The following is a 12,519-nucleotide window of genomic DNA, read 5'->3' as shown; positions in this document are numbered from 1 at the left end:
GGTAAAGCGAAATTCGCTTTACCCTTTTGTTTGTATTTCCTTCACCTCTGCACCCAATTCCTCACCAAGTGCTACAATCGATTGATTGATCCTCCACACATAGTATAGGTGGTGAATCAGATCCACCTGTGATTTCTTCCAGCTCGGTGCCAGGGTTTCGATCTTTTCCCTCTCCTGCCCTAAGCTCCACAACACACGGCTGCTCTCTTTTTCTTTTAATAGTTTTCGAAGTGTTTCGATGTTATAAGTGATTTTCTCTTCTGTCTCGTGAAAAACACTTGATAGTTCTTCCGAAACCTTTGCAGGTACTTTTCTATTGGAAGAAGCAAGCAGATGCTTTGCATAATAGTTTATGGCTGTCACCACTGTGATCCAACGACCGATCCCGGACCTTGTCACGGCACCAGGTCTTTGTAAAAGTGATTGCGCCTCATCCTTAATTCCCTGAAGCTTTTGATCCAAATCGAAAGCTTGATCTGTTAATGGTTTGTCTTCAATATTCGTGAAAGTTTTTATATAGGAAGAAACATACCCTCCAAGCTCTTCAAGAAAGTCATCAAAGGCGTCTGCCACCTTGTCCTTCGTTTTCTTCGGAAATACAAATGCCGAGACAGAGAGGGCAATCACCGCTCCTGCAATCGTATCAATGACCCGTGCCCCCATCAGCTGCACGCTGATTCCACCTAGCAGCAGGTCATACATAAATGCAATGAGCATGGTAATGAACAAGCTCATAAGAGTGTACGAAACCGTGAAAAGATAGAAGGCCAGAAACAGTACGAGAAACAAGAGGAAAACTTCCAGCTCAGAATTTCCTGAAACGAGCTTTGCCGCCCCGAATCCAAGTATGGCTCCGATCACCGTTCCGACTGATCGCTGAAAGGCCTTCATATACGTTCTTCCAACTGACTCCGTACCAATTTGTATAATGAAAGTGGTTAACAGTACCCAGTAGGGCTGTGCAGGAGCAATCAGCTCACCTACAATAATCGCTAACGTACCGGCCACAAGAGCTTGAATCGCCTTACGAGTAGAGGGTTTTAAGCTCTTGGTCCCCTCCTCAGGCTTATCCTCTTTTTCCTCAACCTCAGACTCGACCTTATTCTCTATGTCCGTTTCCTTACTTTCTGAAATCTTCAGTGATTCTTGAATCGTAATGGCTGCTTCCAGCACATGATTGGCAATGGACTCGATGCGCCTTAGAAGGTACACCCATCCTTTAGGCTTTTCTTCTTGATTCAACACCTCTGACAAAAGTAGACGAAGGGCCTGGATGGCCTTTTCCGCTTCTTCAAGGGAACGGGGATCATAATCCTGGGCCAGTACCTCTGCATCACGGAGCGAACGGAGTACCCAGACCAACAAACGTCTAAGCTCCGTAACCTCTAAGGCATCCAACTCCTTAAGCCGCTTCAAGGAATCGGTTAACGTCTGAATCAACATCTCTGTATCAAAAACATAGAGACGCAATTGTGAAGGCTCGATGCCAGGCCAAAGCTTCTTCAAATCATTCTCATTGATATCACTAGCTACGATTCTTGCATACTCATTCAGCCTTCGAACATTTCGATCAAGAAGCTTTCTCCGTTTACTACTCGTGTCCGGATCCTCGATCATCTTCATTAAAATCGTAAACGTCAAGTTGGATTGAATATGAAAAGAACGCATACTCCTTCTTAACACATGAACCGAGCCTTTAAAGATAATGAAGTTATAAAGAAAAGCGTACACGACACCAATCACGATCCCGATATAGAACCAAGAAAGGTGGGCTACATCAAGCTGCAGAATCGACGATATATAAATTGACAAAAACCCTGCCATTCCCATGGAAAAGTAGCGAATGGCAAATCGAGAAAAGTAAAAAGCGCTGAATATCGCTCCAACCAGTAGGATATTCACCACGAGACTAAAATGGGCAAAGGCAGACCCCAATGTGATGCCAACCGCTACTGCCACACCAATCAGCGGGGTCGTGACCTTTTTTTTAGCCGTTGTATCATCCATGACGACGAATATTCCGAGCATCCCCACCATCCCTGACACAATGGCCGGGGTGATCGCTGTGTGATCAAATAGTTTTAATAAAAAAAGCATCGTAAACACAGCCGATATCAAACTGATCGTCGCCTTACCCGCCTGCTGAAATCTCTTACGGCCGGGGTCTGAAGCAAGGAACCTCCCAAGCCATACATACTGTCTATGTAACTGTTTCATTTATCATCATACCCTTACTTTCAAACCGTTTTTCATTCTCTATTATCGTACCCGTTCCAATAAAAAAGTAACCTGGACCGCCGAAGCAGCAGGTTACTCAATTTCGCTGGTGCACGAAGAGAACTTGAATCTATTTGTATGATTATAAGGGTTTTACGTGGTTGGGTAAAGAAATGTGCTTGTGACCTTCGTTTCATCAATAAGCAAAATAGATGAAAAAAACGGTTAGCCCATAAAGGACTAACCGTTTTCGTCTATTAAATTCTTATTCAACCGTAACCGACTTAGCCAGGTTACGCGGCTTATCTACATCACAATCGCGGTGCAGAGCAGCATAGTAAGAAATCAATTGTAATGGGATGACAGAGATAAGAGGTGTTAACAAAGGGTTAACCTCCGGGATGACGAAGCGATCTTCCTCGTCTTCTAAGCCTTTCATGGAAATGATACAAGGGTTTGCTCCACGAGCGACTACCTCTTTCACATTTCCTCTGATGCCTAGGTTTACTTCTTCTTGAGTTGCAAGTGCAACGATCGGAGTACCTTCTTCGATCAGAGCGATCGTACCGTGCTTAAGCTCTCCTCCGGCAAATCCTTCTGCCTGGATGTAAGAGATTTCTTTCAGCTTCAATGCGCCTTCCAGACCTACATAGAAGTCAAGTGAACGACCGATGAAGAAACAGTTGCGAGTCGTTGACAGAAATTCGCGTGCGATATCTTCAAACTCTTCTTTCGTATCGCATAGTGCTTCCATCGCAGTAGCAACAATACCAAGCTCTTGAACAAGATCAAAGTCCTGGTTGTTTCCACATGCCTGCCCGGCAACGTGTGCAAGGATAGCAAGTACTGCCAGCTGTGCTGTGTACGCTTTTGTTGAAGCAACGGCGATTTCGGGTCCTGCATGAAGAAGCAATGTGTAATCCGCTTCACGGGACAGCGTAGAACCCGCTACGTTTGTGATCGTTAATGATTTATGACCAAGCTCTTTGACTTGAACCAGTACGGCACGACTATCAGCCGTTTCACCACTTTGAGAAATAAAGATAAATAATGGTTTCTTAGATAGTAAAGGCATATTGTAGCTGAATTCGCTTGCTACATGAACTTCCACAGGGATTCCTGCACTCTTCTCGATGAATTGCTTTCCAACAAGACCAGCGTGATAGCTCGTTCCACATGCAATGATGTAGACACGATCCGCTTCTTTCATCGCGCCGACGATCGGCTCATCTATGTGAAGCTCATTGTTCTCATTTTGGTAAGCTTGAATGATTTTACGCATCACTAATGGCTGCTCATCGATTTCTTTAAGCATATAGTGAGGGTATGTTCCTTTTTCAATATCACTCGCATCGATTTCAGCGGTGTAAGGAGCACGTTCCATAACTTCACCGATCAGATTTTGAATTTCAACCTTTTCTTTCGTTACGATGACCATTTCTTTATCCATAAGCTCAACATATTGGTCTGTTACTTGGATCATCGCCATAGCATCACTTGCTACAACGTTGAAGTCTTTTCCTAGACCTACAAGTAGTGGACTTTTATTTTTCGCTACATAGATTGTTTCATCATTTTCAGAATCTAAAAGGGCGATGGCATAAGAGCCTTTAAGAAGCATTAACGTTTGACGGAAAGCTTCCTCTACCGTGTTTCCTTCATTTACAATCTTTTCAATCAACTGAACGATTACTTCTGTATCCGTGTCACTCTTGAACGTTACATCCGTTAAATATTCACGCTTCAGTTGAGAGTAATTTTCGATTACTCCGTTATGAACGATTGTAAAACGGCCTGAATTACTTTGATGAGGGTGAGCGTTCACCTTGCTTGGTACACCGTGGGTAGCCCAGCGAGTGTGACCGATTCCTGTGTTGCTAGATACACTCTCATCAACGATACCGCGAAGGTCGGCAATACGACCCTTCTCTTTAAACACGTGGATGCCTTCATCGTTTTGAACGGCAATACCTGCAGAGTCATAACCGCGGTACTCAAGCTTTTCAAGACCTTTTAAAAGAATTTCCTTTGTATCTGAATTTCCAATATATCCAACAATTCCACACATAATTAATATATCCTCCCTGAACATGCAAGGGGGCAAGAACTCTTTTGGGGACAACTTGCCCCCTTATCTCTGTTTGTCATTAGTATTTACATTGATCACTTTTTTCTTCCCTTTGTCCATTAAGTTGCCTCAACGATTTAAGGAAGAAACTTTCGGTTCGGTGACACATGCGAACCGGGAGGCATCCGCCGAATGCTCGATAAACCTCCACCTCGTCAACTAAACGATCCTTGTCGTATCCATCGTTTAGCCCTGGCGCTTTATAAGATGTTTACTCACTATCCACCTTTCCTTCTTGACTCATTTCCATATAATTCGAAAAACGAAAACAAAATCATCATACACTAGCTCGTTTCCCTTAGTCAATAAAAATCTTACAAGAACAAGAAGTTGTTACCCCATTGTCATGTTCCCGAAACAGAGCAGTGATAAACCCTTGGGAGACAACTGTCGTTTTCAGAACGGTAGTTCGATGATATTCAATTGTGCTCTACTTATTAAATATGCATAAGGGGCACATATTGACCCCTTATGCATATAAATTCCACTATTCGTTCAGACCCATTTCTTCATCAACAACTTGTACGATTTCATTTACATATCGATCACATAGTTCTTCTGTAGGAGCTTCTGCCATGACACGTACTAATGGCTCCGTTCCAGATGGACGAACAAGGATGCGGCCGTTTCCGTTCATTTCTTCTTCAACCTTTTGAATTACTTTTTTAACTGTTTCATTATCCGTCACATGGTGCTTGTCTGTCACTCTTACATTCACAAGTTTTTGTGGGAACTTTTGCATTTCTCCCGCTAGTTCAGATAATGATTTACCGGTCATTTTCATAATGTTCACAAGTTGGATACCCGTTAACAGACCGTCTCCAGTTGTATTGTATTCCAAGAAGATGATGTGGCCTGATTGCTCACCGCCAAGAGTATAACCATGTTTCTTCATTTCTTCCACTACATAACGATCTCCAACCGCAGTTTGAATGCTTTGGATCCCATTCTCTTCAAGCCCTTTATGGAAGCCAAGGTTACTCATGACTGTAGATACTACTGTAGACTGTTTTAACTGACCTTGTGACTTCAAGTATTTGCCGCAGATGTACATGATCTGGTCACCATCCACGATTTGTCCATGCTCATCGATTGCGATAATACGGTCACCATCACCATCAAAGGCAAGACCCAGGTCTGCACCTTTTTCTTTCACCATCTCAGCAAGTGCTTCAGGGTGGGTAGATCCTACACCCTCATTGATATTCAACCCGTTCGGTGATGCCCCCATTGTCGAGATGTCGGCATCCAAATCAGCAAACAGATGAGTAGCAAGAGCGGATGTTGCACCGTGTGCACAATCTAACGCAATATGTAAACCATCGAAATCTTCGTCTACTGACTGTTTTAAATACTGCAGATATTTTTGTCCGCCTTCGAAATAGTCACTTACTTGTCCTAAATCAGCACCGATTGGACGAGGAAGCTGATCAACTGTTTGATCTAATAGATCTTCAATTTCATTTTCCTGGTCATCAGATAATTTGAAGCCATCCGGTCCGAAGAATTTAATTCCATTATCCCCTACAGGATTATGAGAAGCTGAGATCATGACACCAGCTTGAGCCCCTAACGCTTTTGTTAAGTAAGCTACCCCTGGAGTTGAAATGACACCTAAGCGCATCACTTCAGCACCAATTGATAGTAGTCCCGCTACAAGAGCTCCTTCCAACATATGTCCGGAAATTCGAGTATCTCTTCCAATCAATATTTTGGGACGCGTAGCATCCTTTGTTAGAACATAACCACCAAAACGTCCAAGCTTAAATGCTAATTCCGGTGTTAATTCTGTGTTCGCTACACCTCTTACTCCATCAGTTCCAAAATACTTACCCATTGTCATTCTCTCCTTTTTACAGCTCTTATGCTGATGTGTTCTTTTCTTTAATTTCTACCTTTACCGTTTGCTGAGACAGGGTCCATTCAATATCCTCAGGGCCTTCTGCCTCTATTTCCACCTCATGCTCACCGGGCTCGAGCCCTGAAAGGTCAAGAGCCAGCGAGAAATCTTCTTTCGTCACTTTGCTCACCTGTGCATTCTGACCTTTCATCGCTACATCGACGACACCTTCTTCAGGTGACATGATGGTATATTCATATTCTTCAGCTAACCCTTGTGGGGTGATTTCAAGTCCTGATAGGCTCTTTTCCTCGGTTGTGTTGACATCAACCTTCACCTTAACTTCTTCAGGAGCCACTTTATTCAAGCCATCTTGCAGGGCAAGTGGTACCGTAATGGTTGAATCCTTCGTAATCTTGGAAAGGTCTATTTCTGCAAGCAACTCTTCTACTGTATCCAGTACTTCCTGTCTGCCGAAGATGGTTGCCTCTTTGGGCTCAACTGATATCGACTCCAGCGTCGTCCCTTCTGGAAGAGTACCTTTTTGTTTAATCGTGACCGGTACACTCTTGCTTTTGTTTACAACCGAAACGGTCACATCGACCACTTCAGGATCAATCTGAACATCTAATTTATTATACTCACGGTCAAGTACCTGCACCCTGGCTTCCCTTGTCACATTTTCATTGATCTCCTCATCAAGATCGAGTGTGGCAATGACATAAGCAATCCGTTCCACTTCATCCTTAGAGCCTGTTACTTTCACCGTTTTCGGATCAACCGCCAGTCCTTCTGCTTCATATCCATTGGATAATATACTTTCATTGAATTGGGGTTCAATCGTAAATTCTTCGGTCACCTTTTCTTGAACCGATATATTGACAAAATCAGGATCGAGCTTCACTTCGAGTTTTTCAGAAATATTATCTATCTTAATATCAACCTGATGCTCACCGATACCGATATCATTCAAGTCCACATAAACCCTGAAATCCTTCACTTGCTTGGCTTGCTGCACAATCGCTTTAGAACCTTCTACAGTCACATTCACCGTATCAGGTAAGCCGCTTACTTCTAAATTCTCACGATCATAGAAAACTTCAAGCGGGACATCCTGGATCGTTTCAATCGCATTTTGAGAGTTGCCGTTGTTGTTGTTAGCCGTCTTCTGAATATCATCAAAGTTGACGGACAGATAGAGAATGAACGCTAACATCAGTCCCACTATACGCATGAACCAACGACTTTCCATGAATTTATCCATTTTCTTTCTTCCCCCTAAAACTCCATTTCGTCGAGGAAGCATTTGTCTTATCGCCTATGAGCTCTACCATAAGAATTTCTGTGAAGCGCTCCAAAGAGAGGTCGCGATGTAACTCTCCATTTTTTGTAATGGAGATAGCTCCCGTTTCTTCTGATACAACAATCGTAATACTATCTGTTACCTCACTGACGCCAAGTGCTGCCCGGTGTCTTGTTCCCAATTCTTTCGAAATGAATGGGCTTTCCGATAAGGGAAGATAACAAGCCGCAGCCGCAATTTGATTTTTTTGAATGATAACAGCTCCATCATGAAGAGGTGTATTGGGAATAAAGATATTAATCAGCAATTGGGACGTAATCTTGGCATCGAGTGGTATACCTGTTTCGATATAATCACTCATCCCTGTTTCCCGTTCAAGAGTAAGGAGGGCACCAATTCGACGTTTTGCCATATAGCTTACGGCTTTCGTCATGGATTCAATCATCTGTTCCTGTTCTTCTTCTTCCTGAAGTCCCGTCCTTGAGAATAAACGGCCCCTTCCCAATTGTTCAAGGGCTCTCCGGAGTTCAGGCTGGAAGATGATGATAATCGCCAGGAACCCCCATGTGAGGGCTTGTTCCATCATCCATCCCAGTGTATCCAACCCAAAGATACTACTAAGACCTCTCACAATGATTATGACAAAAATACCTTTTAATAATTGTACTGCTTTCGTTCCTTTTATCAGCATGATCAGTTTATAGATTACAAACCATACTACGAGTATATCTACTATATCCGAGACATAATCCAGCGCGGAGTAATCCGAAAAAATATCGATAAACGGCATATTACATCCTCCAATAGCTTAATCGAAAGCGTAAGCCGCCATGTGTGGCTTCTCCATTTTCGTAACGTTCCTATTATAGCATATTTTATCACTGTCAAATGAAAGACACCCACGGCTTCATGATTCTTTCTCTTCTATTCATGAACTCACGTTTTTGCATAAAAAAACCGACATGGATTCATACATGTCAGTCCTTCTTAGGGACGGACCTTACTTCCATCCCCTCTATTTTATCCTACTTTTCTTCAAGTTGCGAATTTCCCCAATCCACCGTGTCTTTAGCCCCTTTTTTGATCTGGTACCAAAGCCACTCAAAGGCCGCATCTATTTCGTGGATTTCTCCAGTCACGCTTCCAGCAGAAGCCAAATACTGCTTACCGTTAATGACCGTCACGTTCCCGGTCACTTTACCTTCAATTTTCACATCACCATTCCGGACCGTCAGATCCCCATTCACGACTTCACCCTCAGGAACCACAACCGTATGATCCTGAACCACTAACTTTGTATTCTTCGTAAACGAAAAATCCTGATCGTCATTCCATGACGTTAAGAAGCTGCCTGTCATAAAGAAAAGGAATAGGGCCGCAGCCGTGAGTAGCGGATGATGGCGGAACCACCTCGCGACCCCTACCTTCTTCTTCTCTTTCGGCAATCTTGACATGACTTTATCCGTAAAGTCTGCAGAAGCACTAATATGAGACGTGCTCTGTACAAACGCAATCGCTTTTTTCAGCTCATGGAAGTGATGCTGACACTCACTGCATTCCTGCAAATGATGCTTCAGCAGCTCTTCTTTTTCTCTATTTAAATCTCCATCTAAATAATCGTGCATATACTCGATGATTTCTTCAGGACAAGGTTTCATATTCACTCACCCTCTCTACAGTGATCTTAATTGTTTACGGAGAGCTTCACGCCCCCTATGTACTCTCGTTTTAACCGTTCCCAGGGGTAAATCCAATATCTCGCTGATTTCTTGAAGAGGAAGCTCCTCGATATATTTTAAAACAATGACCGATCGATACTTCTCAGGCAACTTGGAAATTTCCTTCTGAATGGTTTCCTGAAGCTCCATATTCTCTACTTCTTCTTCCGGCAGCTGAACATCCGCAGCCACTTGTGAGTACATCGTCAAGCCCTCAGTCCCCGCTACCTCTGCATCTAAGAAATAATCCGGTTTCTTCTTACGGATCCTGTCGATACAAAGATTCGTCGCTATCCTGAATAGCCATGTCGAAAACTTTCTCTTCTGATTAAAGGTTTCAATATTGACATATGCCCTGATAAAAGCCTCTTGGGCGATATCCTCTGCTTCATGACGATTTCCAAGCATCCGGTAGCAGATTTGGAACACTTTATCCTTATAAAGCTCGACTAATTCGGCAAAGGCGTTCTGATCACCTTTCAATACTTGCTTAATCCGCTTTTTCACTAACGCTTCCATTTCACAACCTCCGCTCTATGCGGCTATATTTATATACGTAACTCCCTATCAAAAGGTTTCAATTTTTTTATATTACTATCCTAACAAATTTTCCGGGAAAAATGTTTACAATTATTAGAAAAAGGGTATAAAGGAACTAATTATTTCTATTGTAGGAGGATCTCGAAATGAGGGGAAGAATGAATGATTTATTATTTCAAATTGAAGACTGCCGTCGCCAAATGGTCGAACTAGCATTAAAGTCATCCTTTGCCGACGAACAAGTAGTTGATTTGAGTACTCGTCTTGACGATCTATTAAACCAATATCAAGTGGTCAAGCACCATTGAAGAGAAATAGATGAAGGCTGAGAACCTTGAAGGGTTCCCAGCCTTATTTTTTTGCTCAAGATTATAGTAATTTCTCTCCAAATAGTGAACCCATCAACGCAACAGCAACAGTAGCAGTTTTATTCTTCTCATCGAGGATGGGATTTACCTCTACAAATTCTGCAGATGTAATCATTCCCGACTCCTCCAGCATCTCCATCGCCAAGTGACTTTCACGGTAGCTGATCCCTCCAAGAACAGGAGTACCCACACCAGGAGCATCGCTCGGATCCAATCCATCTAAATCAAGTGATAAATGGACGCCATCCGTTCTGCCCTTCAAGTAGTCAATGGACTCTTCCATTACCTTTGTCATGCCAAGGCGATCGATCTCGTGCATCGTGTAAACTTTAATGCCTTTTTCTTTAATTAACTCTCTTTCACCTTCATCTAATGAACGAGCTCCAATAATAACGATGTTCTCAGGCTTGATTTTTGGTGAGCTCTGCCCGATACCCGTTAAATCTTCATGCCCGATACCCAGGCTAACCGCAAGAGGCATTCCATGAATGTTACCAGACGGAGACGTATCCCCCGTATTCAAATCACCATGTGCGTCATACCAAATCACACCTAAGTTTTCATAGTGAGGAGAAACACCAGCCAATGTTCCTATCGCAATACTGTGATCTCCACCAAAGATTAATGGGAAATCTCCACTCCCGATTACATCATTCACCTTACCAGCCAACGTCTCGCTGGCTTCAGCAACCGCTTTCAAATTACGGAGGTTCGTATCAGGATTATTATGTACACGCTCAGCCTGGCCAATCTCGATATCACCCAAGTCTTTAATGTCATATCCAAGGTTCTCAAGACGCTCAACAATACCGGCATAACGAATCGCACTCGGCCCCATATCCACGCCTCTGCGCATTTGGCCTAAATCCATCGGTACACCAATAATAGAAATATTTTTCTTCATGAAAAATTCCCCCAATTCGAAATTTATTTACATCTCTATTCTATCCATACTATGACCCATGGTTCAACTGGACAGGATTGTGTATATATATGCGTGTGTAGAGGGGGTTGAAGTAGAAAGGTGTAAGATTATGTAGACGGTCATTGGAAGAGGATTCCAGTGTGGAACCGATTTTGGTTGGCGGTCCTTGGTAAAATGTGATTTGAAAATAGAAACTTAAATTTGAAAACAAATGTTGGAAATTTGAAAATATCCGTTTGCTAGTAAGGTTTAAAAAACACATTGTCCGCTAGGTATAGGAGGTTTTGGGCTATTTCAGATATATATTGAGTCAATAGAATGGATTTCAAGTTTACTCGTCCAACAAAAACAAAAAAACCTCAAATCTCCTAAAAGATTCAAGGTCTAATCATGTCGTATGTATAGTTATTTTCTTTAATGCCGCTTATAAACGGATAGATATTTTGCTATCGCAAAAATCTTTGGTGGAGCCTAGCGGGATCGAACCGCTGACCTCCTGCGTGCAAAGCAGGCGCTCTCCCAGCTGAGCTAAGGCCCCATATGTTATAGATTATAGTGAAATTCTCACACCTTGCGATGTGAGAAAATGTGTGATGAGCCATGAAGGACTCGAACCTTCGACCCTCTGATTAAAAGTCAGATGCTCTACCAACTGAGCTAATGGCTCGTAATGGCTGGGCTAGCTGGATTCGAACCAACGCATGTCGCAGTCAAAGTGCGATGCCTTACCGCTTGGCTATAGCCCAATAATTACTCTAATGGCATAAAAAAGGGACATTTATAGGATGTCCATTTTACACTTAAATATACAGTGGTGGAGGGGGGCAGATTCGAACTGCCGAACCCGAAGGAGCGGATTTACAGTCCGCCGCGTTTAGCCACTTCGCTACCCCTCCAGCTAAAAAAAATGGTGCCGGCAAGAGGACTTGAACCCCCAACCTACTGATTACAAGTCAGTTGCTCTACCAGTTGAGCTACACCGGCATATATGATTATCAAACATTATGGAAGTTTATTTTGCTTTCGCAAAAAACTTGGTGGAGGATGACGGGATCGAACCGCCGACCCTCTGCTTGTAAGGCAGATGCTCTCCCAGCTGAGCTAATCCTCCAATATGTAAATGGTGAGTTGAAAATTTGGTGACCCATACGGGATTCGAACCCGTGTTACCGCCGTGAAAGGGCGGTGTCTTAACCGCTTGACCAATGGGCCATTCCGAATAAAAATATAAAAGCTTCCAACCGGGCTCGAACCGGTGACCTCTTCCTTACCATGGAAGCACTCTACCTGCTGAGCTATGGAAGCAATGGCTCCGCAGGCAAGATTCGAACTTGCGACCGATCGGTTAACAGCCGATAGCTCTACCACTGAGCTACTGCGGAATGATATAGCCTGGCGACGTCCTACTCTCACAGGGGGAGATCCCCCAACTACCATCGGCGCTGAAGAGCTTAACTTCCGTGTTCGGCATGGGAACGGG

At 43.2% G+C, this 12,519-nt stretch carries 9 protein-coding genes, 9 tRNA genes and 1 rRNA gene; 1 reads left to right on the top strand and 18 read right to left on the bottom strand.

The genetic code is table 11. The features are described from left to right. Nucleotides 1-18 precede the first annotated feature (18 nt). The 7 genes from ACQKFO_RS21955 to sigW all read right to left on the bottom strand — a co-directional run bounded on the left by ACQKFO_RS21955 (nucleotide 19) and on the right by sigW (nucleotide 9,725). Nucleotides 19-2,217: an FUSC family protein gene (locus ACQKFO_RS21955; RefSeq protein ID WP_427601063.1), complete on the bottom strand. Its 2,199-nt coding sequence runs from the start codon at nucleotides 2,215-2,217 to the stop codon at nucleotides 19-21. Between the two features lie 265 nt (nucleotides 2,218-2,482). Then, entirely contained in the window at nucleotides 2,483-4,285 is a 1,803-nt protein-coding gene (gene glmS / locus ACQKFO_RS21950; RefSeq protein WP_427601061.1) for a glutamine--fructose-6-phosphate transaminase (isomerizing), read from the bottom strand. Nucleotides 4,286-4,832: 547 nt separating this feature from the next. Beyond that, entirely contained in the window at nucleotides 4,833-6,182 is a 1,350-nt protein-coding gene (gene glmM, locus ACQKFO_RS21945) for a phosphoglucosamine mutase (protein ID WP_427601059.1), read from the bottom strand. A 25-nt stretch (nucleotides 6,183-6,207) separates the two neighbouring features. After that, complete coding sequence (locus ACQKFO_RS21940) at nucleotides 6,208-7,449, bottom strand: CdaR family protein (protein ID WP_427601057.1); 1,242 nt, start codon at nucleotides 7,447-7,449, stop codon at nucleotides 6,208-6,210. Further along, nucleotides 7,442-8,278, bottom strand: coding sequence for a diadenylate cyclase CdaA (gene cdaA, locus ACQKFO_RS21935; RefSeq protein ID WP_324746301.1), 837 nt, complete (start codon nucleotides 8,276-8,278; stop codon nucleotides 7,442-7,444). The genes ACQKFO_RS21940 and cdaA overlap by 8 nt, the downstream gene beginning before the upstream one ends. Before the next feature lie 235 nt (nucleotides 8,279-8,513). Next, nucleotides 8,514-9,146, bottom strand: a complete 633-nt coding sequence (locus tag ACQKFO_RS21930; protein WP_427601055.1) for an anti-sigma factor family protein — start codon at nucleotides 9,144-9,146, stop codon at nucleotides 8,514-8,516. Between the two features lie 15 nt (nucleotides 9,147-9,161). Continuing rightward, on the bottom strand, nucleotides 9,162-9,725 hold the full coding sequence (gene sigW / locus ACQKFO_RS21925) for an RNA polymerase sigma factor SigW (RefSeq protein WP_113970158.1): 564 nt from the start codon (nucleotides 9,723-9,725) through the stop codon (nucleotides 9,162-9,164). A gap of 167 nt (nucleotides 9,726-9,892) precedes the next feature. Between sigW and ACQKFO_RS21920 the strand changes: the two genes are divergently transcribed. Then, nucleotides 9,893-10,054 carry an aspartyl-phosphate phosphatase Spo0E family protein gene (locus ACQKFO_RS21920; protein WP_098351124.1) on the top strand — a complete coding sequence of 54 codons (162 nt, stop codon included), beginning with the start codon at nucleotides 9,893-9,895 and terminating at the stop codon, nucleotides 10,052-10,054. Nucleotides 10,055-10,115: 61 nt separating this feature from the next. Here ACQKFO_RS21920 and rocF read toward each other — a convergent pair whose 3' ends face one another. The 11 genes from rocF to rrf form a co-directional block, all read right to left on the bottom strand. Then, complete coding sequence (gene rocF / locus ACQKFO_RS21915) at nucleotides 10,116-11,018, bottom strand: arginase (RefSeq protein WP_148971374.1); 903 nt, start codon at nucleotides 11,016-11,018, stop codon at nucleotides 10,116-10,118. 483 nt (nucleotides 11,019-11,501) lie between these two features. Continuing rightward, nucleotides 11,502-11,577, bottom strand: a tRNA-Ala gene (locus tag ACQKFO_RS21910). A gap of 56 nt (nucleotides 11,578-11,633) precedes the next feature. Further along, nucleotides 11,634-11,706, bottom strand: a tRNA-Lys gene (locus ACQKFO_RS21905). A 4-nt stretch (nucleotides 11,707-11,710) separates the two neighbouring features. Further along, nucleotides 11,711-11,785: transfer RNA gene (locus ACQKFO_RS21900), tRNA-Gln, on the bottom strand. Nucleotides 11,786-11,851: 66 nt separating this feature from the next. After that, nucleotides 11,852-11,935 (bottom strand) — tRNA-Tyr (locus ACQKFO_RS21895). A gap of 12 nt (nucleotides 11,936-11,947) precedes the next feature. Beyond that, nucleotides 11,948-12,023, bottom strand: a tRNA-Thr gene (locus ACQKFO_RS21890). A gap of 51 nt (nucleotides 12,024-12,074) precedes the next feature. After that, nucleotides 12,075-12,150 (bottom strand) — tRNA-Val (locus ACQKFO_RS21885). Nucleotides 12,151-12,176: 26 nt separating this feature from the next. Continuing rightward, a tRNA-Glu gene (locus tag ACQKFO_RS21880) sits at nucleotides 12,177-12,251 on the bottom strand. 20 nt (nucleotides 12,252-12,271) lie between these two features. After that, nucleotides 12,272-12,344, bottom strand: a tRNA-Thr gene (locus tag ACQKFO_RS21875). 2 nt (nucleotides 12,345-12,346) lie between these two features. Further along, nucleotides 12,347-12,421, bottom strand: a tRNA-Asn gene (locus ACQKFO_RS21870). 8 nt (nucleotides 12,422-12,429) lie between these two features. Then, nucleotides 12,430-12,519: ribosomal RNA gene (rrf, locus tag ACQKFO_RS21865) — 5S ribosomal RNA — on the bottom strand; the annotation flags it as partial.

This window comes from Rossellomorea sp. NPDC071047 (assembly GCF_050270195.1).
GTDB lineage: Bacteria > Bacillota > Bacilli > Bacillales > Bacillaceae_B > Rossellomorea.
Note: the sequence above shows the minus strand (reverse complement) of the source record. Positions and strands in the feature narration are given on the sequence as shown.

What these genes read in the sequence shown, in the direction of transcription:
- glmM (WP_427601059.1), bottom strand. Translation starts at nt 6,182, where the DNA reads ATGGGTAAGTATTTTGGAACTGATGGAGTAAGAGGTGTAGCGAACACA.
- ACQKFO_RS21955 (WP_427601063.1), bottom strand. Translation starts at nt 2,217, where the DNA reads ATGAAACAGTTACATAGACAGTATGTATGGCTTGGGAGGTTCCTTGCT.
- ACQKFO_RS21940 (WP_427601057.1), bottom strand. Translation starts at nt 7,449, where the DNA reads ATGGATAAATTCATGGAAAGTCGTTGGTTCATGCGTATAGTGGGACTG.
- cdaA (WP_324746301.1), bottom strand. Translation starts at nt 8,278, where the DNA reads ATGCCGTTTATCGATATTTTTTCGGATTACTCCGCGCTGGATTATGTC.
- rocF (WP_148971374.1), bottom strand. Translation starts at nt 11,018, where the DNA reads ATGAAGAAAAATATTTCTATTATTGGTGTACCGATGGATTTAGGCCAA.
- ACQKFO_RS21920 (WP_098351124.1), top strand. Translation starts at nt 9,893, where the DNA reads ATGAGGGGAAGAATGAATGATTTATTATTTCAAATTGAAGACTGCCGT.
- sigW (WP_113970158.1), bottom strand. Translation starts at nt 9,725, where the DNA reads ATGGAAGCGTTAGTGAAAAAGCGGATTAAGCAAGTATTGAAAGGTGAT.
- ACQKFO_RS21930 (WP_427601055.1), bottom strand. Translation starts at nt 9,146, where the DNA reads ATGAAACCTTGTCCTGAAGAAATCATCGAGTATATGCACGATTATTTA.
- glmS (WP_427601061.1), bottom strand. Translation starts at nt 4,285, where the DNA reads ATGTGTGGAATTGTTGGATATATTGGAAATTCAGATACAAAGGAAATT.